This window comes from Faecalibacterium intestinale (genome assembly GCF_040096575.1).
Taxonomy (GTDB): Bacteria; Bacillota; Clostridia; order Oscillospirales; family Ruminococcaceae; genus Faecalibacterium; species Faecalibacterium intestinale.
In genome coordinates this window covers 1-20337 of the sequence record NZ_JBBMEN010000032.1, presented here as the reverse complement: position 1 = coordinate 20337, position 20337 = coordinate 1, and the positions used below count along the sequence as shown (strand labels likewise).

The window sequence follows — 20337 nt, the reverse complement described above, 5'->3', positions numbered from 1 at the left end:
GAGGACACGAAGAAGTGGGTGCTGTCCCCTGAACGCAAGGCTCCGCAGTCCACGAGAGAATATGCAGCCCATCGGTTGGATACCGTGTTGGACAAGTTTCTCAAGACCATGCAGACCACCGCTGCCCGCTTGCAGGAGAAGCTCCTGAAGCCGGAGGTCCGGCAGAAAGGCAAGGAACAGGTCAAGGAGAAAGCACGGGATTCCGTTCTGCAACTGTTGAGCCGTTTGCAGGCAGAACAGGCGCAGCGGAATCCATCTGTACTTTCAACTGCGGAAAAGTCAGAAAATCGCTTTCAATAATAGTACGAGGTGATGTTTATTGAGCAAAGAAGTCAACGAAGAACGTGCTCCCAGAACCGTTGAAGATGTGAAGGAAATGCTGGCCAAACACTCCAACGGAGAGATCCAGCGGACGATCCAAAACTGCATCACGATTTTGCAGAATGACCACGTGCTGGCCGATGCCATCCGGCTGAACTTGTTGAGCGAGCGCATCGACATTGTAAAGCCTGTGGACTGGCCCCGCTCCGGCAAGCCCCTGAACGACACCGACATGAAGTATATCCTGCGTCGGATGGAGAAATACGGCATTTCCAGCGAAAAGAAAATTGAATCTGCTATCCGCATCGTTGCCAACGAGAACCGTTATCATCCCATCCGGGATTACCTGAACGGCCTGCAATGGGACGGTACGGAAAGGATAGCCCACGTCCTACACCATTTTCTCGGTGCTGCGGAGGACGAGTACACTTGCGAAGCCATGAAGATTTTCTTGCTGGGAGCCATTAAGCGCGTGTTCCAGCCGGGATGCAAATTTGAAACCATGCTCTGTCTGGTGGGCGGGCAAGGTGCGGGAAAGTCCAGCTTTTTTCGGCTGTTGGCGGTCAAGGATGAGTGGTTCTCGGATGACCTGCGGCGGCTGGACGATGACAACGTGTACCGCAAGCTGCAAGGTCACTGGATCATCGAAATGTCGGAGATGATCGCCACCGCCAATGCCAAGAGCATCGAGGAGATCAAGAGCTTTCTCAGCAAACAGAAAGAAACCTATAAAGTCCCCTACGAAACACATCCTGCCGACCGTCTGCGTCAGTGCGTCTTTGCTGGCACGACCAACCGGCAGGATTTTTTGCCCCGTGACCGCACGGGCAACCGCCGCTTTATCCCTGTCCCAGTGGATGCGGAACTGGCCGAAGTCCACATCCTGGACAATGAAGCTGAATCCCGTGCCTATATCGACCAGCTCTGGGCAGAAGCCATGACCATCTACAACAGCGGCAGCTACAAGCTGTCCTTCAGCCCTGCCATGCAGGAAACGCTGCAAGCCCACCAGCAGGACTTCATGCAGGAGGATGCACAGGCTGGTATGATTTATGCCTTTCTGGAGGACTACACGGGTGACCGGGTGTGTTCCAAGCAGCTCTATGCGGAAGCACTGGGCAACACCAATATCCCGGCAGAGTGGGAGACCCGTGCTATCTGCGAGATCATGAACACGGGTATTTCGCGCGGCGATATCCAAGGCTGGCAGGCTCATAAAACCGCCAAGCGTTACCCGAAGTACGGCGTTCAGAAAGGCTGGGAGCGCGTAACCAGCCCCGAAACCGGGGCTGAAGATTTCTCCGAAATAACGGATACGGAAGCCGAGCAACTGGACTTTCCCTTCTGATGGATAGCGGTTACACGTTTGGTTACAGGTTCGGTTACGCTGCAGTTACGGCGCAAAAGCCGCACGACTGCTGCGTTTTCCTCTTTCTGTAACCATGTAACCTTAAAAAGATAAGAAAAAGTATAAAGCTCACCGGATGTCCTGTGTGCAGAAAAAGAGAATTTTCCTGCCCGGTTACAGGTGTTCGGTTACAAGGAATTGGAGGTCTGCCTATGAAGGATGTCCCGATTTGGGAAAAGAGCAATTTAACGCTGGAAGAAGCTGCGGCTTACTCCGGCATTGGCATCAACAAACTGCGTGAAATTACGAATGAAGATAAATGCAAATTCGTCCTTTGGGTGGGAAACAAGCGTCTGATTAAACGTCGCCTGTTCGATTGCTTTGTCGAGCAAGCATATTCTATTTGAGAGGCTACCAAAGGCTGCAAATGTGAAACCGTCCTTTTCTCATTCGCTGCGGGTGGAAATCGCATGGTTGATGTGTTATACTGACACTGACCTTATAGATGCGCTTTTCACAGAAAGGAGCTTCTAAATGCCTGAAAAGCGCAAGGATAGCAAGGGCCGTGTTTTGAAGGATGGCGAAAGCCAGAGAGCAAACGGCACCTACGACTATCGTTATACCGATATCCACAAGAAACGGCGTTGTATTTACGCCAAATCCCTGACAGAGCTGCGGAAGAAAGAGGATGAGCTGTGGCGTGATCTGGCAGACGGCATCGACTACGCCGCCGGAGAGATGACGGTGGCTGATCTGGTTGACCGCTATATGAACCTGAAACGTGGGTTGAAACCCAATTCACTTCGGTCGTACAACACAGCGGTCAAGCGGATTCATGCGGACCCTTTCGGGCAAAAAGCCATCAAAACGGTAAAATTGTCCGATGCGAAAGGCTGGTTCGTGTTTCTGCGTGACAGCGGTTTCAAGCAAAACACCATAGGAATCCTGCAAAGCGTTGTCAGACCGGCGTTTGAGATGGCGGTGGAGGATGACATCATCCGCAAGAATCCATTCAAGTTCAAGCTGTCGGACGTTGTGCCGAAGGACGCTTATGTGCGCAATGCCCTGACCAGAGAACAGCAGGAGAAATATCTGCAATTCGTTCAGGACTATGGCGGCAACTATTATGATGATATCGTCATTCTTATGGGAACCGGCTTGCGTGTGAGTGAGTTGTATGGCCTGACACGAGCAGATATCGACTTTGAACGGCACTGTATCCATGTCCGGCGGCAGCTTTGCCGGACGGCTGAAAAGCCCTACTTTGTCACACCGCCGAAAACAAAAAGCGGTATCCGCAATGTTCCCATGACGGATACTGTTCGAGCAGCGCTGTTGCGTGTGGTAAAAGCCAGAGCGTCCACGAAAGTGGAAGCGCTGGTGGATGGCTGCAGCGGATTTCTCTTTCTGGACAAGTCCGGAATGCCGAAGGTGGCAATGCACTTGGAAAACTATATGCGTGGCGTGCAGGGAAAGTTTGAGAAGGTGTACGGCAAACCTGTTCCGCGCATTACACCTCATGTGCTGCGACACACCTTCTGCACCAATGTTCAGCAGGCCGGGCTGGATGTAAAAAGCCTGCAATACCTGATGGGACACTCCAATGCCAGTGTGACGTTGGATGTTTACACGCACAGCAGCTTTGAATCGGTTGAAAGAGCCTTTGAACAGATCGCCGGCAACCTGTGATTTTCGACGCATGAAGCGGAATTGCTTACGCCGAAACTTACGCCAAAACTTACGCCAATCACCCGGTAAGTGGCGTAGATTTGCGTAGAAAAGCGTGGATCGTGCAAAAACGGAGAATCTGGAAAAATCGGCTTGTGGCCTTGATAATTCTACAAAAGTCTACGTTTCCCGATATTCGTGATTCGGCTCCAAAAGTGTGGTTTGGAAGGGCGGCATGTACTAATCCGTACCAGTCTTTCTTAATAAGATACACCAGAGAGGTGGAATTTCTCTTCGGAGAGGTTCCATCTCTTTTTATGTATACCCCGCACCCCTGCTGCCCACCCTAACAGCAACGGAAAGGTGGTGGCTTCATGTCCGGCAAACGGGTGCTGGCGGTGTATGCTGCCTTGCTGCTGGGGTTTATGGTGGTGCTGTGCCGGTTGTATCTGCTGGCGCAGCACCCCGCCTATGCCGCGCGGGCGGCGGCGCAGAGCACGGTCACCCTGCAGCTGCCCGCCCGGCGGGGCAGCTTTTACGATGCACAGGGGCAGCTGCTCACCGGGTTAGAGGAGCGCTGGCAGGTGGTGTGTTTTCCCGGGCAGGGCAATTACGACCGGCTGTATGCCTGCACGGACGCCGCCGGGCAGGCGCTTTTGTACCGCAGCCGCAGCCGCGCTGCGCCGTTTTTGCTGGAGGTGAACTGCGACCCCGCCCGCCTTGGACTGACCGGTTACCCCACCGCCCGGCGGTATGCCGCAGTGCCGTTGTGTCAGCATCTACTGGGCTATCTGGATGGCACAGGTCACGGCGCTGCCGGGCTGGAAAAGGCATTGGACGCCGTGCTTTCCGGCACAGGGGAGCACAGCAGCCTTGTCTGCGCCGTCACAGCGCAGGGTACGCTGCGCACCGGCGAGACGCCCAAACTTTTGCAAGCCGACAGCGGGGCGCTGGGTGTGCAGCTGACCATCTCCCGTCCGGTGCAGCGGGCGGTGGAAGCGGTGGCGTCCACCACTATGCAAAGCGGCTGCATTCTGGTGTTGGATACCGCCACGGCGGCGGTGCGCGCCAGCGTCAGTGTGCCGGGCTACGACCCGGAGCACCTTGCCGACAGTTTGCAGGCGGCGAACAGCCCCTTCCTGAACCGGGCGCTGCAAAGCTATGCGGTGGGGTCGGTGTTCAAGCCGGTGCTGGCGGCGGCTGCACTGGAAGCGGGCTTGCAGCCGGTTTTCGAGTGCACCGGCGCGGTGGTGGTGGATGGGCAGATCTTCCGCTGCGCGGGCGGGGTGCCGCATGGGCAGGTAGACCTTGCCGCTGCGCTGGAAAAAAGCTGCAACGGCTATTTTATCTGCCTGGGGCAGCAGCTGGGCGCGGAAAAACTGTTGGACGCCGCCAAGGCGTTCGGCTTTGGACAGAGCCTGCCGCTGGCAGAAGGGCTTGCCGCCGAAGCCGGCCAGCTGCCTGCCCCGCAGGAGCTTGCACAAAGCGGACAGCTGGCCAATTTCAGCTTTGGGCAGGGTAGTCTGCTGGCGACACCCATGCAGGTTGCGGCGCTGTTCAACACCATTGCAGCGGACGGCGTATACCGCGCGCCCTATGTGCTGCAAGCTACACTGGACGAGACTACCGGGCAGCCCGTGGAGACCCTCAGCCACCCTCGGGGACGGCGGGTGCTCCCGGCGCAGAGCGCAGCGCTCTTGCGCACTATGTTAGTGCAGGTGGTGCAGCAGGGCACCGCGCAGGATGCCGCCGGGGTTTCCGGCGGGGCGGGCGGCAAGACCGGCACCGCCCAGACCGGGCAGTTCACCCCGGAGGGCACCGAGCGCTGCAACCTGTGGTTTGCGGGGTTCTGGCCGGCAGAAAAGCCCCGCTACACCATTGTGGTGCTGCAGGACGGCGCGGTGCATACGGCGTATTCCGGTGCAGCCATCTTTGCACAGGTGTGCGCCGCGCTGGAAGCGGCGGGATAAATGCGCGGATTCCGCTTGCAATTTTGGCTTTGTTATGCTACTATATAGTTGTGTTTTTGCGTGGATTTCCGTATTTACAAATAAAAGGAGCGTTACGATTCATGTCTGTTATCGAAATTGTTGGCGGTGCCATTCTGCTGGTGGCTTCGCTGGTCATCGTTTTCCTCACCCTCATGCAGCACACCCACGGTCAGGGTCTGTCCGGTGCCATCAACGGCAGCGTGGGCGGTGCCAACAATGCACGTCTGACCCCGGCGGATCAGATGCTGGCTAAGGTCACCCGCATTGCAGGCGTGGTGTTCTTTGTGGTCGCTATTCTGGCCTGCCTGTTCGCAGGCCGTCTGGCAGGCTGAGAAGGCGTTGCAGCCCCGTGAACGGACGGGGCTGTTTTTCTGTGCAGAAAAAAGTGCGGGCAGCCGGTTCTGCGGGCTGCCGCAAAGAGGGGACAGGGGAAAGCGCCCGTCCCAAGGCAGGGCTGTGCTCCGCAGGAGATGCACGGCCACGGAAGTGAAGGAGAAAATATTTTATGGCAATGCGCGATAAAATTGAGCACGCGATCCAGAATCAGCCGTGCACCGTAAAGGATCTGAAGAATAAGTTCGGCGGGGATCGCGGCGCAGACCGCAAGGTGATGGAGGCCGTGGACCAGCTGGTGCACGAGGCCGTCATCTGCCAGCGTCAGGGCGTGTTCTTCACCGTGCGCAGCGGCCGTGCCGACAAGGCACTGCTGTGCAAGGTGGTAAAGCTGGGCAAAAACTTTGCCTTTGTCATGCTGGAGGACGGCACCAGCGATATCTTTATCCCCGGCCGGTTCACCCGCGGCGCAATGCCCGGCGACAAGGTGTTGGTGGAAAAGTTTGCACACCCCCGGGTAGAGGGCAGCGATGAGGGCGAGATCCTTGCTGTTCTGGAAGAGAAGAACGCGCTGGTGGGTACCATGCACCGCATGGAGGGCCGCCTGAAGTTCGTACCGGACGATTGCCCCGCTATCTCCATGCAGGTCATGCGGGACTGCGAAGGCAGCGCCAAGGACGGCGACAAGGTGGCAGTGGAGATCCTGCTGCGCGGCAACCGTCAGGAGGATCACCGCGTGGGCGTGGCCATGCGCTTTGGCAGCTGTGACGAAGCCAAGCGCTGCGCAAAGGCACTGCTCTACGCGCAGGATATCCGCAGCCGCTTCCCGGACAAGGTGCGGGACGAAGCCAAAAAGCTGGACAACGCCGAGGTGTCTGCTGCGGACTGCGAGGGCCGCATGGATCTGCGCGCTCTGCCCATCTTTACCATCGACAGCGCCGAGACCAAGGATATCGACGATGCTATCAGCCTGACCAAGACCCCGGACGGCGGCTTTGAGCTGGGCGTGCATATCGCGGATGTTTCCAACTACGTCAAGCCCGGCACCGAACTGGACAACGAAGCCTTCAGCCGCGCTACCAGCGTCTATTACGCCGATCAGGTGGTGCCCATGCTGCCCAAGCAGCTGTCCAACGGCATCTGCAGCCTGAACGAGGGCGTGCTGCGGCTGGCTTTCTCCTGCCTGATGCGGCTGGATAAGGACGGCAACCTGACCGATTACCGCTTTGTCAAGTCCGTCATCCGCAGCCGGGTCAAGGGCGTGTACTCCGAGATCAACGCCCTGCTGGCCGGCAACGCCGATGACGAGCTGACCGGCAAGTACCACGAGGTACTGGCACAGCTGCCTGCCATGAAGGAGCTGTACGGCCACCGTGCCCGCCTGCGCAAGGAGCGCGGCTGCATGGATATCGAGAGCGGCGAGGTAAAGCTGATCCTCGATGAGGACGGCCACTGCATCGATGTGAAAAAGCGCACCTCCGGCGAGAGCGAAGCCATGATCGAAGAGTTCATGCTGCTGGCAAACCAGTGCGCCGCCCACTTTGCCCGGGTGAAGCAGATCCCCTTTGTGTACCGCGTGCATGAGGAGCCCAACGCCGAAAAGCTGGAGCGTCTGCACGGTCTGCTGCAGGCCTGCGGCGTCAACGACCACTTTGCAAAGGACGTGCCCACCCCCAAGGAGTTGAGCGCTATTCTGGAGGGCGTGCGCGGTACTGCCTATGAGCAGATCATCAACACCGGTATGCTGCGCTGTATGTCCAAGGCCGTGTATGAGGAAAAGCCCAAGGGTCACTACGGTCTGGTTCTGCAGGATTATGCCCACTTCACCAGTCCCATCCGTCGCTACCCGGACCTGGCCATCCACCGCATCATGACGGCGCAGCTCAAGGGCACCGATAAGGACACCATGATCCTGCGTTACAGTGAGTTTGCCGAGGATGTCAGCAAGCAGGCCAGCGAGCGCGAGGTGATCGCCATGCAGATCGAGCGCAAAGCCGAGGACTGCTACAAGGCCGAGTATGCCCGCCGCCATCTGGGCGAGTGCTACGAGGGCCGCATCTCCGGCGTGACCCAGCGCGGCCTGTTCATCGAACTGGAAAACGGCGTGGAGGGCTTTGTGCCCGCTTCCAGCCTGACCGCCACCGGCACCATGCTCACCGAGGGCGTCCGCCTTTCCGACCCTGTTTCCGGCAAGAACTGGAATCTGGGCGATACCATGATGATCACCATCGTGCGTGCAGACGTCAATCTGGGCAAGATCGACTTTGAGGTCGCCCCGGAAAGCGCAAAGCAGTAACCTTATAATAGAACAAAAGCAGACTGCCCCCGAAGCAGCGCACAAGACCGTGCTGCTTCGGGGGCGGTTTTTATGTTTTACGGGGGATAGGCGGGGCGCTGTCGTCCGTAAGACCAAGGATATAATCTGTACTGGTATGGTAGAGGTGAGCAAGCTGGATCAGCACCTCGGTGGGGATATCCCGCTTGCCGGTCTCGTAATTGGAGTAGCAGACCTGTGTGCATTTCAGATACGCCGCAACATCCTTTTGCAGCAGATCACGATCCTCTCGCAGATCTCGGATACGTTGATACATGGTGCTTACCTCAAAGGCTTTATTCAAGGTAAAGTATAGGCATAACGAAATGTTATATTGACATATAAAACAAAATGTTATATCATAGAATCGCGTCGGGAACAGCTGTGAATCTCCGGCGCAAAAGGGGAGAACATCATGAAACTGGAATTCCGGCAGACGGTGACCTGCAACCATCTTACGCTTGCAAGGGTCTGCAAAACCATTGACTGGCAGCAGCCGCTGCCCCGGTGTGGAGAATATGTGACCGGGCTGGAAACGCTGGACGGCGAGCAGGAACTGCAGGTGCACAAGCTGCTGCACCGGACACAGGACGGCAGCTGCCTTGCGGAGTTGCCGGGCTTTAACATCGCGCAGCTGCGGATTTCTTACCGGGAGCTGGAGCAGCTGGCCGAAAAAAAGGGCTGGACGCTGCAAAAGCTGTAAAAAACTTAAATTTCCCTCTTGCATTCTGGCCGATTCGTGCTATAATAGTAGGGCAATCGTTTCCAAGGCCGCTCGACGGGGTAGCCGATATTGAAGGTTGTGATGGGCACATACATTAAATATGGCCCCAATACGTCAGAACCAGAATTGAGGTGAAAAGAATGAAACAGGGTATCCATCCGAACTACGTTGACTGCACCATTACCTGCGCTTGCGGTAATGTCATCAACACTCGTTCCACCAAGCCCGAGATCCACGTCGAAGTTTGCTCCAAGTGCCATCCTTTCTACACTGGCAAGCAGAAGCTGGTTGACACCGGCGGACGTGTTGAGCGCTTCAACAAGCGTTTCGGCCGTAAGTAATTATAGGCTATCTCATGCCGCTTCCTTCGGGAGGCGGCATTTTTGCGTTTTGCGCGGGCAAATGTTTCGTTTTCCCACACAGGATTGTCTTAATTTAAACACATTTTCCGTCTAAACTATAGCAGTTCCAAACCGGAAAGCGCTGCGTCCATGCCGCTTTCCGCAAAACAGCTTCTGAATAAAAGGAGAGTTTGCTGTGATCGAAGTTTCTCACCTGAGCAAGTCCTACGGCAGCCGCCCTGCCGTGCAGGATCTCTCGTTTACGGTGCCAGACGGCCAGATCTACGGCCTGCTGGGGCCCAACGGCGCGGGCAAATCCACCATTATGAATATCCTCACCGGCTATCTGGCACCCACCGAGGGCGAGGTGAAGGTAGCCGGGTTCCGTCTGCCGGAGCAGGCACAGCAGGCCAAAGCCTGTGTAGGCTACCTGCCGGAGCAACCGCCGCTCTACCCGGAAATGACCGTGCAGGAGTATCTGGACTTTGTGGCAGAGCTCAAGGGGGTCAAGCGTGCGCAGCGCAAGCAACAGGTGCTGGCTGCTGCCCGCCGCACCGGGCTGGAAGAAGTGCTGCCCCGGGTCATCCGCAGCCTGTCCAAGGGCTACCGTCAGCGGGTGGGCATTGCGCAGGCGCTGCTGGGCAGCCCGCAGCTCATCATTCTGGATGAGCCCACCGTGGGGCTGGACCCCGCGCAGGTCATCGAGATCCGCAACCTCATCCGGGAGCTGGGCAAGGCGCACACGGTCATTCTGTCCAGCCACATCCTCAGCGAGGTGCAGGCGGTGTGCCAGCAGGTGCTCATCCTCTCCAAGGGACGTCTGGTGGCTGTGGGCAGCCCGGAGGAACTGGGCGAGACTTTGAACCCCGGCAGCCGCCTGCGCGCCACCGCGCAGGGCGAGACCGATACCGTGCTTGCCGCAGTGCGCAGCGTGCCGGGTATCTGCCGGGTAGAACTGGAAAGCGCTGCAGACGGTCAGGTCACCTTTACCGCCGAGAGCGAGGACGCCGCCGACCGCCGCGCCGCCGTGTCCCGGGCACTGACCGAGGCCGGCTGCACCGTGCTGGCGCTTGCCGCCGAGAATCGCAGCCTTGAGGAGGTATTCCTTGCGCTGACCGAAAAAACGCCGGAGCAGGACACCCCGGCAGAAGGGGAGGGGAACTGAGATGGCTGCTATCTTTAAACGAGAGCTCCGCAGCTGCTTTCACGGCATGATCGGTGCGGTGCTTACCGCCTTTATGCTGGCGTCTACGGCCATCTACTTTGTGGCGCTGAATCTGGGCTACGGTCTGCCGGATTTTGGCTACTACACGCTGTGCCGCACCATTTTTGTGCTGCTGCTCTACATCCCGGTGCTCACCATGCGCTCCTTTGCGGAGGAACGCCACAGCCGCACCGACCAGCTGCTGCTCACAAGCCCGGTGTCGGTGGGCGGCATCGTGCTGGGCAAATATTTTGCCCTTTGCGTCATTTTTGCGCTGCCCTGCCTTGTGGATGCGGGCATGATCCTTGTGCTGAAGGTGCTGGGCGCTACCGGCACCAGCACACTGGCCAATTTTTCCGCGCTGCTGTGCTATTACCTTATGGGCTGCGCCGCCATTGCCATTGGGGTATTCCTTTCCAGCCTGACCGAAAACCAGATCATCGCCGCTGTGTCCGGCGTGGCGGCGCTGCTGCTGGCTTATATGATGCCCAGTCTGCGCACCATGTTCACTACCGGCAGCGCGGTGGCACTGGCGCTGTTTACCGCTATTGCCGCCGTGCTCAGCGTAACGGCGGGGCTGCGCAGCAAAAGCTTTACGCTGGGCTGTCTTTCCTTTGCGGGGTGCTGCGTGGCGCTTACGGCGCTGTTCCTGCTCAAGAGCAGCTGGCTGACCGAAGCTTTCAGCGCGGTGCTCAGCGCCCTGTGCCTGTTTACCCCCTTTGAAGAATTTGTCAACAGCAGCTTTTCCATCCCCACACTGGTCTACTACCTGACCGTGGCGGCGGTGTTCCTGTTCTTCACTGCGCAGGGGCTGGAAAAGCGCCGCTGGAACTGAGAGGAGGCCGCAATGATGAAATGGAACAAGAACGCGTCCTCTCAGAAAGGCAGGGTATTCCGCAGCGGACTGCTGTCCACCGCCATGCTGGCAGCAGTGCTGGTGCTGGCGGTACTGCTCAACCTGCTGGTGCGGGCGATCCCCACAAAATATACCGAGTTCGACCTCTCCGAAGCCAAAATGTACACCCTGAGCGACAGCACCAAAGCGCTGGTGGAGGGGCTGGAAAAGGATGTGCACATCTATTACCTCTGCGAAACCGGCAGCGAGGATGCCATCATCACAAAGCTGCTGGATCACTACGCCGCCGAGAGCGGGCACCTGAGCTGGGAACAGAAGGACCCCACCCTGTACCCCACCTTTGCCGCAAAGTACGGTGCGGAGAATGTTTCCACCGGCAGTCTGATCGTCACCTGCGGGGAGAACAGCACCGTACTGGATGCCGCCGACCTGTACGAATACGATTACACCGATTACTACACCACCGGCTCTGCCAGCGTGACCTTTGGCGGCGAAAAGCAGATCACCTCTGCCATCTATAAGCTCACCGCAGCCGGACAGAACCACGCCTACTATACCACCAACCACGGCGAGCAGTCCCTGACCGACTCCCTGACCGATGCACTGGACGCCCAGAATATCGACGCCCAGCCGCTGGATCTGCTTACAAGCACCATCCCGGAGGACTGCAATCTGCTTATCATCAACGCGCCCACCAGCGATTTTACCGCAGGGGACGGCCTTGTGGATGAGATCAGCCAGCTGGAAAATTATCTGGCGGCGGGCGGAAAACTGCTGCTGACCAGCAGTGTCTACGCCCAGACTCCGCAGCTGGACGCCGTGCTGGCGCAGTTCGGCCTTGCCCGTGCAGAGGGCATGGTGGTGGAGGGCGACAGCAGCAAGGCGCTGTATAACTCTGCATGGTCGCTGCTGCCGGACTACGGCACGCCCACCGAGAGCACCGCGCTGAACGGCGTGAACACCAATACCCATGTCATGTTGTCAGTGGCACAGGGCATCACGGTCACCGAGACCGAGGATGTCACCGCCGAGCCGCTGCTGAACAGCTCCTCCGCTGCCTATGCCAAGGCTGATATCGACGACCTTACCACCATGGAGCGGGAGGACGGGGACACAGACGGCCCCTTTGCACTGGCTGTCTGGGCACGGAACGAGGATACCGGTGCCGAGGTCCTCTGGATCGGCTGCCCCAACATGGATAACGAGCAGCTTTATCAGTCCATGCCCGGCAACCTGACCTTTTTGCAGGGCTGCGCCGCTTCGCTGGTAGGGCAGGATGTCCTTGTGGACACCAAGGCGCTGGAAGCCGAGCCCATCACGGTGGCAGGCTCTACCGCCGCTGCACTGGGGCTGACCTTTGTGTTCGTGCTCCCGGCGGCGGTGCTCATTGCCGGGGCAGTAGTGGTGCTGCTGCGCCGCCGCAGATAAGGAGACCGCTATGAAAACAAAACAGCGTGCCCTGCTGGCGCTGCTGGCAGCGGCAGTGCTGCTGGGCGCGGCGCTGTGGGCGGTGATCCGCAGCAACGCCAAGGCTGAGCAGTCTGCCAGTGCCGCCGCCGAGGGCAGCATCCCCCTTTCCAGCTTTGCCGCTGAGGACTTGGAGCAGATCGAGTACACCTATAACGGCGAGACCTACACTCTGCAATATTCCGGCGGCAGCTGGCTGCTGGCACAGGACCCTGCCTATCATCTGGACGAAAGCGCCTGCAACACCATGCGCACTGCCCTGATGGCACTGAATGCCAAGCGCAGCCTGACGCCGCAGGCAGGGGAGGACTACGGTCTGGACAGCCCGCAGCTCACCGTCACGGTAACAGCGGCAGGGCAGAGCACTACCCTGACCTTCGGGGCAGAAAACCCGGTAACCGGGGATCTCTATGCGCAAAAAGCCGGGGACGATGCCATCTACACCGTCAGCGGCAACAAAGCTGCCTGTTTCCAGCTGGATAAGGCCGGGCTCTTCGGCAGCTTCTGCCCCACAGGGCTTACGGCTTCTGCCATTACGCAGGTGGCCTATACGCTGGTCGATGGCAGCTCTGTCACCCTGAACGCCGTCAGCGAGCCGACCGAAAGCGCCGACAGTACCTCTTCCTCCACCTACGAGACAGTGTGGCGGCTGGCGTCTGACCCCACTGCCAGCCTTGCACAGGACAAGGTGCAAAGTCTGCTGTCTGCCCTGTGCACCTATGCCACCGCTCAAACTACGGACGCCGACCTTTCTGCCTGCGGTTTTGATGCACCGGTATTCACCGCAGCCGTTACCAGCGAGGATGGCTCCACCGTGCAGCTGGCCTACGCCTGCGGCACAGACGGGTGGTATCTGCAAGTGGAAGGGAAACCTTCGGTATACACGGTGGACACAAGCACTGTACAGGCGCTTCTGCTGACCGAAAACGACCTGAAAACGCAGGAATGATTCCTTTTGTGCGCTGCGCCGAAACCAAGGCGCAGCGTATATTTTTTTGCAGCTTTTTATAAAGTTGCGGCAAACATCGGCAGAGTGATTGACAATCCGACTGGGATTGTTTATTATAAACCGTGACAGGGTAAGTCCGCCGCGCAAGATCATGCTGCTGCGCGGAGCGGAGCAGCCCCTATACGCAAAAAAGATGGGGCAGGTTCCCTGTCTTTTTTCGTATCTGAGAACAAGGAGGATAACATATAAAATGGACAACTCTGTGGTCGTTTCACTGCGGGATATCGTAGTGGAATTTGATGGACAGCGCATTCTGGATGGGCTGAATCTGGATATCCATGATAAGGAGTTCGTGACGCTGCTCGGTTCCTCCGGCTGCGGCAAAACTACCACCCTGCGCCTGATCGCAGGTTTTCTGGAGCCGAACGCCGGCAAGGTGCTGCTGAAAGGGGAGGACATTACCGGTGTGCCGCCCTACAAGCGCCCGGTGAATACCGTGTTCCAGAAATACGCGCTGTTCCCGCACCTGAATGTGTTCGAGAACGTGGCCTTTGGTCTGCGGCTCAAAAAGCTGGACGAGGACACCATCCGCCGCAAGGTGCGCGATATGCTGGAGGTCGTGGGCTTAAAGGGCTTCGAGCGCCGCAGCATCAGCCAGATGTCCGGCGGTCAGCAGCAGCGCGTGGCCATTGCCCGCAGTCTGGTCAACGAGCCGGAAATCTTGTTGCTGGACGAGCCGCTGGGTGCACTGGATCTGAAGCTGCGCAAGGAGATGCAGCTGGAACTCAAGCGGTTGCAGCGCGAGATGAACATCACCTTTATCTATGTCACCCACGATCAGGAGGAAGCGCTTACCATGTCCGATACCGTCGTGGTCATGAACGGCGGCAAGGTACAGCAGATCGGCACCCCGGAGGATATCTACAACGAGCCGAAAAACGCCTTTGTGGCAGACTTTATCGGCGATTCCAACATCGTGGACGGCGTGATGCACAGGGACTTTCTGGTGTCCTTCTCCGGCGTGGACTTCCCCTGCGTGGACCGCGGCTTTGCCCGGGAACAGAGCGTGCAGGTGGTGGTGCGCCCGGAGGATATCGAGGTGGTCTCCCCGGTGGAAGGCCAGCTTGTGGGTGTGGTGAACGATGTCATCTTCAAGGGCGTGCACTTTGAGATGCACGTGGAGTGCGAAGGCCGCGAGTGGCTGATCCACTCCACCCGCGCCTGCACCCCCGGCGAGACCATTGGTATGCGCATCGGCCCCAACGAGATCCATATCATGGCGCGGAGCGAGGGGTGATGTGCCATGAAGATCTATGATAAAAAGCTGGCCTATCCGTACTTTGTATGGATGGTGCTGTTTACCGTTGTGCCCCTGTTCATTGTGGTGTACTACGCCATGACCGACGCCGAGGGTAACTTTACCCTGAATAACCTTACTTCCATCAGCGGCTACGGCTCGGTGTTTGCCCGCAGCCTGCTGCTGGCGCTTATTGCAACCGTTATCTGTCTGGTCATCGCATTCCCGGTGGGGTATTTTCTGTCCCGTCTGCGGGTGAACAAGCAGCACATCATGCTTATGCTGGTCATGCTGCCAATGTGGATGAACTTTCTGCTGCGCACCTACGCATGGATGGGTCTGCTCAGCGTCAATGGCCCGGTGAACACCCTGCTGGGCTTTATTGGCCTTGGCCCCTATACCATGCTCAACACCTCCGGTGCGGTGGTACTGGGCATGGTGTATAATTATGTGCCCTACATGATCCTGCCGCTGTACACCAGCATGACCAAGATCGACCAGAGCCTTGTGGAAGCTGCGCAGGATCTTGGTGCCAACACCACCAAGACCCTTGTGCGGGTGCTTATCCCCATGAGCGTGCCGGGCATCAGCACCGGCATCACCATGGTGTTCGTGCCGGCGGTGTCTACCTTTGTCATCAGCCGTATGCTGGGCGGCGGCTCTAATCTGCTGATCGGTGACCTGATCGAGATGCAGTTTTTGGGCAACAGCTATAACCTGAACGTCGGCTCTGCCATGAGTCTGGTGCTGATGATCATCGTACTGCTGTGCATGAGCTTTACATCCAGCTTTGACGAGGATGAAATGGAGGGCGTATCCTGATGAAAACAAAACATCTGCGCCTGATGCAGCGGGTCTACATCATCCTGTTCTTCTGCTTCATGTATCTGCCCATTGCCTACATGATCGTGTTCAGCTTCAACCAGAGCAAGGGTTATTCGCTCTTCACCGGCTTCACCCTCAAGTGGTATCGCAGCCTGTTCACGAATGCGTCCATCCTCCATGCGCTGTGGGTGTCCGTTGAGGTGGCCATCCTGTCTGCCATCATCGCCACGGTGCTGGGCACGGCAGCCAGCCTTGGCATTGCCTCCATGAGCCGCAAAAGCCGCCTGCTGGTAACCAACATTACCTATATCCCGGTGGTCAACCCGGAGATCATCACCGGCATTTCCCTGATGCTGCTGTTTGTGGCCTACCAGCGCTTTGCTGCGCAGTCTGCATGGCTGCCGGACAACATCATGGGTCTGCCTACGCTGCTCATTGCGCATATCGCGTTCAACGTGCCCTACGTTATCTTTAATGTAAGTCCCAAACTCAAGCAGCTGGATATCAAACTGTACGAAGCAGCGCTGGATCTTGGCTGTGATCCCAGACAGGCCTTCTTCAAGGTCATCCTGCCGGAGATCAGTCCCGCCATCCTGTCGGCTTTCCTCATCTGCCTGACCTATTCCATTGATGACTTCATGATCTCCTATTTCAACTGCGGTACGGTGGAGACCCTGCCCATTGCAATCTACTCCATGACCCGCAAAAAGGTCAGCCCAGAGATCTACGCACTGTCCACCATCATGTTCGTGGTCATCCTCAGCGTCATTCTGGTGTCCAATGCCATGGAGAGCCGCAGCTACCGCAAGGATCAGAAAACGCTGCGAGGGGAGGGCGCATGATGAAACGCATTGCTGCATTGCTGCTGACGCTGGCTGTGGCGCTGTGCGCCGCATTGCCGGTGTTTGCCGCCGGTACCATCGAGGTGACCGAGGACGTCTCGGTGTCGGACGCTTACGACTGGACCCGCTTCAAGGGGCAGAACGTCACCCTGAACGTCTACAACTGGGGCGAGTACATCTCCAATGGCTCGGATGACAGCGTGGACGTGGTGGCCGCCTTTGAAAAGCTGACCGGCATCAAGGTGAACTACACTACCTTCGACTCCAACGAGTCCCTGTACGCCAAGCTCAAGTCCGGCGCAGCCAACTACGATGTGATCATCCCCTCCGACTACATGGTAGCAAAGATGATCAACGAAGGGATGCTTGCGCCCCTTGACTACGACAATATCCCCAATTTCCAAAAAATCGATGCAGGCTACCGCAACCCGGACTATGACCCGCAGAACGCCTACACTGTGCCCTATATGCTGTGCACCACCGGCATCATCTACAACACCACTATGGTAGACAAAGCCCCCACCTGCTGGGCAGACCTGTGGGATGAACAGTATGCGGGCAACATTTTGATGTTCAACAACAGCCGCGACGCCTACGCTATCGCTGCATTCAAGAGCGGCCACAGCATCAACCCCGCCACCCCGGAAGAGGTGGACGAGGTGGTGGAAGAGCTCAAGGCACAGAAGCCGCTGGTGCAGGCCTACGTCATGGACGAGATCTTTGATAAGATGATCGGCGGCGAGGCTGCTATCGGCGTGTACTACTCCGGCGATGCCATTACCATGATCGATGATAACCCGGATTTGGCTTGGGTGTTCCCGGAGGAGGGCAGTGTGCTTTCGGTGGACTGCATGGCTGTGCCTGCCGCCAGCGAGCACAAGGAAGCCGCCGAGATGTTCATCAACTTCATGTGCGAGACCGACATCGGCAAGGCTAACAGCGAGTATATCGGCTACACCACCCCCATGCACGATGTATGGGAGGTGCTGGACGAGGATCTGAAAACCAGCGAGATCGCCTACCCGTCTGAAGAGGACGCCGCCCGCGAGAAGGTGTTCACCGCCCTGAGCGATGAGGTGAACAGCGAACTGGACCTGAAGTGGAGCGAGATGAAGAGTTACGATGAAGGCGGCGGCAGCTACCTGTTTTTACTGCTGCTGCTGGCTATGCTGGCGCTGGCCTGCTTCAATATCTGGCGCAAGGTGCGCAGAAAGACCCGCAATCAGTATTGATCGTTCAACCAAGGCTGCCGTCCCGGACGTGGTGCGGCGGCCTTTTTCCGATAGGAGGGAAAGAATATGGAACAGTTTTATTATCAAGGCACCGCCGTGGTAGAAAATGCCGATGCAGACTGCCACAGCCTGCTCAAGGCAAGCGCCCTGCTGCGCTATGTGGAGCAGATCTCCACCATGCACGCCCGCCACTTTGGCATGGACGATAAGTTCTTTGAGGATCACGGCGTAGCGTTTCTGGTGGGCAAGCAGGCGCTGCGGTTCAGCCGCGTGCCCCGCCGTGGCGAGACTTTGACCCTTTGCTCCCGCTCAGAAAAGGCTCTCCGCGGCTCTATCAAGCGCGTCACCACCCTTACGGACGAAGCCAGACAGGAGGTAGCCATGGTGGACAGCCGCTGGATCATGTCCAGCCTTGAGAATGGGCACATCCTGCGCCAGCCGGGCTGGACGGTAGAGGGATACTGGAACGAGACGGTGAAAGAGGAGCTGCCCCTTTTGCTGCATAAACGCCGGGACAGCCTGACCAGCGCCGGTCTGGTTACGGCGCGCTACTCCCAGTGCGATTTGCACTATCACATCAACAACGCTTTTTATCTGGATATCGTCTGTGACGCGCTGCCGCTGGAGATCATGCGCGATCACGTTGTAAAGTTCGCTTCCATCAACTATCACCGCGAAGTCCCCATGGGGCAGCAGGTGGAGGTGTTCTACACCCCCTCGGATGATGGCTGGTACTTTATTGCCAAGCGCGCAGACAAAACGGCTTTCGAGTGCTATCTGGAGCTGGAGCCGGTCAAGCAGTAAAAACATGGAGGGATGCCTATGTCCAAAACCGGAGAATTGTTCGGCACCTTTTTTAAGATCGGTGCCTTTACCTTTGGCGGCGGCTACGCCATGGTGGCGCTGCTGGAGCACGAATTTGTAGAGGAAAAGCGCTGGCTCACCCGGGAGGAGTTTCTGGATATGGTCGCCATTGCCGAGTCCACCCCCGGCCCTGTGGCGGTGAACAGCGCCACCTATATCGGTTATAAGCTGGCAGGTGCCGCCGGTGCGGCGGCTTCCACTTTGGCGGTGTGCCTGCCGTCCTTTGCAGTCATTTATCTTATTTCGCTGTTTTTCGACCGCTTTTTGCAGCTGACGGTGGTAGCCAATGCCTTTAAAGGCATTCAGGCCTGCGTCATCTACCTGATTTTATCCGCAGGGGTCAAGATGCTCAAAAACCTGCAGCGCACCCCTTTCAACACGGCAGTGGTGGCGGTGGTGCTGGCGGCCATGGTGGGCTGCTCTGTGCTGGTGGTAAAGTTTTCCTCCATCTGCTGCATTTTGCTTTGCGGCGCAGCCGGGGTGCTGGCCTATGCGGTAGGGCAGGGGAAGAAAGGCGGCACAAAATGATCCTGCTGCAATTGTTCTGGAACTTCCTTGTCATTGGTGCGGTGTCCTTTGGCGGCGGCTACGGCATGATCTCGCTGGTGCGGGAAACAGTGCTGGGGCACGGCTGGCTGACCGAGAGCGAGTTTCTCAGCTTTATCGCAGTGTCAGAGTCCACCCCCGGCCCACTGGCGGTGAACATGGCTACCTTTATCGGCGCTTCGCAGGCGGGACTGGCAGGTTCCTTTGCGGCAACGGTGGGGGTGGTGCTGCCTTCTTTTGTCATCATCCTGCTCATCGCGGCGGCGCTGCACAGCCTGATGAAGTACGCCGGGGTCAACGCCTTTCTGGCCGGGGTGCGCCCCTGCGTGGTGGCTATGATCTTAGCCACCGCCTGCACCATGGGGCTTTCCACGCTGGGGGGCTTTACCACCGTTTCCGGCGGCTTTGCCCCGGATGCGCGTGCGCTGGCAGTGTTTGCCCTGCTGGGCATCCTGCATTTTGCCTATAAAAAGAAAACGCAGAAAGCGCCGTCCCCCATCGGGATGATCCTTCTTTCTGCGGTGCTGGGCGCAGTGCTGTGGAGCATCTGACCCGGCAAGAAAGGATACTGCAATGAACATTACTGTGTATCTGGGCGCAAACCTTGGCAACGACCCTGCACTGCCACAGGCTGTGCAGCAGCTGGGGCGCTGGATCGGCGAAAGCGGCAACGCGCTGGTGTACGGCGGCAGCAAAAGCGGCCTGATGGGGCTTTTAGCCGACAGTGTACTGGCCGCAGGCGGCAGGGTGACCGGCGTAGAGCCCAAGTGCTTTCTGGACGCAGAGTTGCAGCACGAGGGACTGACTGAGTTGATCGTGACCGAGGATATCCCCGCCCGCAAGACCAGAATGATCGAACTAGGCGATGCCTTTATCGCGTTCCCCGGCGGCACCGGCACGCTGGAGGAGATCACCGAGGTCATCAGCAAGCTGTCGCTGGAGCAGTTGGACGCGCCCTGCATCCTCTACGACCTGAACGGCTACTACCAGCCTTTGCACCAGCTTTTGCAGCAGATGATCACCATGGGGCTTTCTACTCCGGCGCGGCAGCGGAACATCGCCTTTGCTGCCGACCTTGCCCAGATCCGCGCGATTCTTGAAAAATGATACTGGGAAGCTTACTTCTCAAACGTAAGGAGACTGCTGTACATGGCTTTGTGCGGTGGTCTTTTTTCTTTTTCGGGATACCGGGGCGTCCGCGGACGCCCCGGTATC

The 20337-nt window shown here is 57.9% G+C and carries 21 protein-coding genes and 1 pseudogene; 21 read left to right on the top strand and 1 reads right to left on the bottom strand.

The annotated features are described in order from the left end of the window. The 7 genes and pseudogenes from WMO20_RS13450 to rnr form a co-directional block, all read left to right on the top strand. Positions 1–300 (top strand): annotated as a pseudogene (locus WMO20_RS13450) (hypothetical protein); the annotation flags it as partial. 76 nt (positions 301–376) lie between these two features. After that, positions 377–1669, top strand: a complete 1293-nt coding sequence (locus tag WMO20_RS13445) for a virulence-associated E family protein (protein ID WP_349187184.1) — start codon at positions 377–379, stop codon at positions 1667–1669. A gap of 212 nt (positions 1670–1881) precedes the next feature. Further along, a complete protein-coding gene (locus WMO20_RS13440; protein ID WP_055185100.1) occupies positions 1882–2076 on the top strand; it encodes an excisionase in 195 nt (64 codons plus the stop codon). Positions 2077–2203: 127 nt separating this feature from the next. Next, entirely contained in the window at positions 2204–3358 is a 1155-nt protein-coding gene (locus WMO20_RS13435) for a site-specific integrase (RefSeq protein WP_349187183.1), read from the top strand. 353 nt (positions 3359–3711) lie between these two features. After that, entirely contained in the window at positions 3712–5307 is a 1596-nt protein-coding gene (locus WMO20_RS13430; RefSeq protein WP_349187182.1) for a penicillin-binding transpeptidase domain-containing protein, read from the top strand. Between the two features lie 101 nt (positions 5308–5408). Next, complete coding sequence (gene secG, locus WMO20_RS13425; RefSeq protein ID WP_005923602.1) at positions 5409–5660, top strand: preprotein translocase subunit SecG; 252 nt, start codon at positions 5409–5411, stop codon at positions 5658–5660. A gap of 173 nt (positions 5661–5833) precedes the next feature. After that, the gene (gene rnr, locus WMO20_RS13420; RefSeq protein WP_112091086.1) at positions 5834–7957 is read left to right on the top strand and encodes a ribonuclease R; all 2124 of its coding nucleotides are present in this window, start codon (positions 5834–5836) and stop codon (positions 7955–7957) included. Between the two features lie 70 nt (positions 7958–8027). Here rnr and WMO20_RS13415 read toward each other — a convergent pair whose 3' ends face one another. Then, positions 8028–8252: a helix-turn-helix domain-containing protein gene (locus WMO20_RS13415; protein WP_349187180.1), complete on the bottom strand. Its 225-nt coding sequence runs from the start codon at positions 8250–8252 to the stop codon at positions 8028–8030. A 138-nt stretch (positions 8253–8390) separates the two neighbouring features. On the opposite strand from WMO20_RS13415, the gene WMO20_RS13410 reads away from it, so the two are divergent. The 14 genes from WMO20_RS13410 (at position 8391) to WMO20_RS13345 (ending at position 20229) form a co-directional block, all read left to right on the top strand. After that, entirely contained in the window at positions 8391–8678 is a 288-nt protein-coding gene (locus tag WMO20_RS13410; RefSeq protein WP_349187178.1) for a hypothetical protein, read from the top strand. Between the two features lie 161 nt (positions 8679–8839). After that, positions 8840–9040, top strand: a complete 201-nt coding sequence (gene rpmE, locus WMO20_RS13405) for a 50S ribosomal protein L31 (protein ID WP_112091087.1) — start codon at positions 8840–8842, stop codon at positions 9038–9040. Between the two features lie 196 nt (positions 9041–9236). Continuing rightward, entirely contained in the window at positions 9237–10205 is a 969-nt protein-coding gene (locus tag WMO20_RS13400; protein WP_349187177.1) for an ABC transporter ATP-binding protein, read from the top strand. Between the two features lies 1 nt (position 10206). Next, positions 10207–11079: an ABC transporter permease gene (locus WMO20_RS13395; protein ID WP_349187176.1), complete on the top strand. Its 873-nt coding sequence runs from the start codon at positions 10207–10209 to the stop codon at positions 11077–11079. A gap of 12 nt (positions 11080–11091) precedes the next feature. After that, a complete protein-coding gene (locus WMO20_RS13390; RefSeq protein ID WP_242983222.1) occupies positions 11092–12528 on the top strand; it encodes a DUF7088 domain-containing protein in 1437 nt (478 codons plus the stop codon). A 10-nt stretch (positions 12529–12538) separates the two neighbouring features. After that, on the top strand, positions 12539–13516 hold the full coding sequence (locus tag WMO20_RS13385) for a DUF4340 domain-containing protein (RefSeq protein WP_349187175.1): 978 nt from the start codon (positions 12539–12541) through the stop codon (positions 13514–13516). A 250-nt stretch (positions 13517–13766) separates the two neighbouring features. Further along, complete coding sequence (potA, locus tag WMO20_RS13380; RefSeq protein WP_112091092.1) at positions 13767–14813, top strand: spermidine/putrescine ABC transporter ATP-binding protein; 1047 nt, start codon at positions 13767–13769, stop codon at positions 14811–14813. 6 nt (positions 14814–14819) lie between these two features. Continuing rightward, positions 14820–15635 carry an ABC transporter permease gene (locus tag WMO20_RS13375; protein ID WP_005926516.1) on the top strand — a complete coding sequence of 272 codons (816 nt, stop codon included), beginning with the start codon at positions 14820–14822 and terminating at the stop codon, positions 15633–15635. Next, on the top strand, positions 15635–16480 hold the full coding sequence (locus WMO20_RS13370; RefSeq protein WP_308562872.1) for an ABC transporter permease: 846 nt from the start codon (positions 15635–15637) through the stop codon (positions 16478–16480). Before WMO20_RS13375 ends, WMO20_RS13370 begins: the two co-directional genes overlap by 1 nt. Next, entirely contained in the window at positions 16480–17712 is a 1233-nt protein-coding gene (locus WMO20_RS13365; protein ID WP_435387770.1) for an ABC transporter substrate-binding protein, read from the top strand. The genes WMO20_RS13370 and WMO20_RS13365 overlap by 1 nt, the downstream gene beginning before the upstream one ends. Before the next feature lie 66 nt (positions 17713–17778). Next, positions 17779–18516 carry an acyl-[acyl-carrier-protein] thioesterase gene (locus tag WMO20_RS13360; RefSeq protein ID WP_349187173.1) on the top strand — a complete coding sequence of 246 codons (738 nt, stop codon included), beginning with the start codon at positions 17779–17781 and terminating at the stop codon, positions 18514–18516. An 18-nt stretch (positions 18517–18534) separates the two neighbouring features. Next, entirely contained in the window at positions 18535–19104 is a 570-nt protein-coding gene (locus tag WMO20_RS13355; protein ID WP_349187172.1) for a chromate transporter, read from the top strand. Further along, positions 19101–19673: a chromate transporter gene (locus WMO20_RS13350; RefSeq protein WP_349187171.1), complete on the top strand. Its 573-nt coding sequence runs from the start codon at positions 19101–19103 to the stop codon at positions 19671–19673. Before WMO20_RS13355 ends, WMO20_RS13350 begins: the two co-directional genes overlap by 4 nt. A gap of 22 nt (positions 19674–19695) precedes the next feature. After that, the gene (locus WMO20_RS13345) at positions 19696–20229 is read left to right on the top strand and encodes an LOG family protein (protein ID WP_349187170.1); all 534 of its coding nucleotides are present in this window, start codon (positions 19696–19698) and stop codon (positions 20227–20229) included. Positions 20230–20337 lie beyond the last annotated feature (108 nt).

Bases quoted from the DNA above. Each gene is read 5' to 3' on its own strand.
- WMO20_RS13445 (WP_349187184.1), top strand. From the start codon at position 377: ATGCTGGCCAAACACTCCAACGGAGAGATCCAGCGGACGATCCAAAAC.
- WMO20_RS13440 (WP_055185100.1), top strand. From the start codon at position 1,882: ATGAAGGATGTCCCGATTTGGGAAAAGAGCAATTTAACGCTGGAAGAA.
- WMO20_RS13435 (WP_349187183.1), top strand. From the start codon at position 2,204: ATGCCTGAAAAGCGCAAGGATAGCAAGGGCCGTGTTTTGAAGGATGGC.
- WMO20_RS13430 (WP_349187182.1), top strand. From the start codon at position 3,712: ATGTCCGGCAAACGGGTGCTGGCGGTGTATGCTGCCTTGCTGCTGGGG.
- secG (WP_005923602.1), top strand. From the start codon at position 5,409: ATGTCTGTTATCGAAATTGTTGGCGGTGCCATTCTGCTGGTGGCTTCG.
- rnr (WP_112091086.1), top strand. From the start codon at position 5,834: ATGGCAATGCGCGATAAAATTGAGCACGCGATCCAGAATCAGCCGTGC.
- WMO20_RS13415 (WP_349187180.1), bottom strand. From the start codon at position 8,252: ATGTATCAACGTATCCGAGATCTGCGAGAGGATCGTGATCTGCTGCAA.
- WMO20_RS13410 (WP_349187178.1), top strand. From the start codon at position 8,391: ATGAAACTGGAATTCCGGCAGACGGTGACCTGCAACCATCTTACGCTT.
- rpmE (WP_112091087.1), top strand. From the start codon at position 8,840: ATGAAACAGGGTATCCATCCGAACTACGTTGACTGCACCATTACCTGC.
- WMO20_RS13395 (WP_349187176.1), top strand. From the start codon at position 10,207: ATGGCTGCTATCTTTAAACGAGAGCTCCGCAGCTGCTTTCACGGCATG.
- WMO20_RS13390 (WP_242983222.1), top strand. From the start codon at position 11,092: ATGATGAAATGGAACAAGAACGCGTCCTCTCAGAAAGGCAGGGTATTC.
- WMO20_RS13385 (WP_349187175.1), top strand. From the start codon at position 12,539: ATGAAAACAAAACAGCGTGCCCTGCTGGCGCTGCTGGCAGCGGCAGTG.
- potA (WP_112091092.1), top strand. From the start codon at position 13,767: ATGGACAACTCTGTGGTCGTTTCACTGCGGGATATCGTAGTGGAATTT.
- WMO20_RS13375 (WP_005926516.1), top strand. From the start codon at position 14,820: ATGAAGATCTATGATAAAAAGCTGGCCTATCCGTACTTTGTATGGATG.
- WMO20_RS13370 (WP_308562872.1), top strand. From the start codon at position 15,635: ATGAAAACAAAACATCTGCGCCTGATGCAGCGGGTCTACATCATCCTG.
- WMO20_RS13365 (WP_435387770.1), top strand. From the start codon at position 16,480: ATGAAACGCATTGCTGCATTGCTGCTGACGCTGGCTGTGGCGCTGTGC.
- WMO20_RS13360 (WP_349187173.1), top strand. From the start codon at position 17,779: ATGGAACAGTTTTATTATCAAGGCACCGCCGTGGTAGAAAATGCCGAT.
- WMO20_RS13355 (WP_349187172.1), top strand. From the start codon at position 18,535: ATGTCCAAAACCGGAGAATTGTTCGGCACCTTTTTTAAGATCGGTGCC.
- WMO20_RS13350 (WP_349187171.1), top strand. From the start codon at position 19,101: ATGATCCTGCTGCAATTGTTCTGGAACTTCCTTGTCATTGGTGCGGTG.
- WMO20_RS13345 (WP_349187170.1), top strand. From the start codon at position 19,696: ATGAACATTACTGTGTATCTGGGCGCAAACCTTGGCAACGACCCTGCA.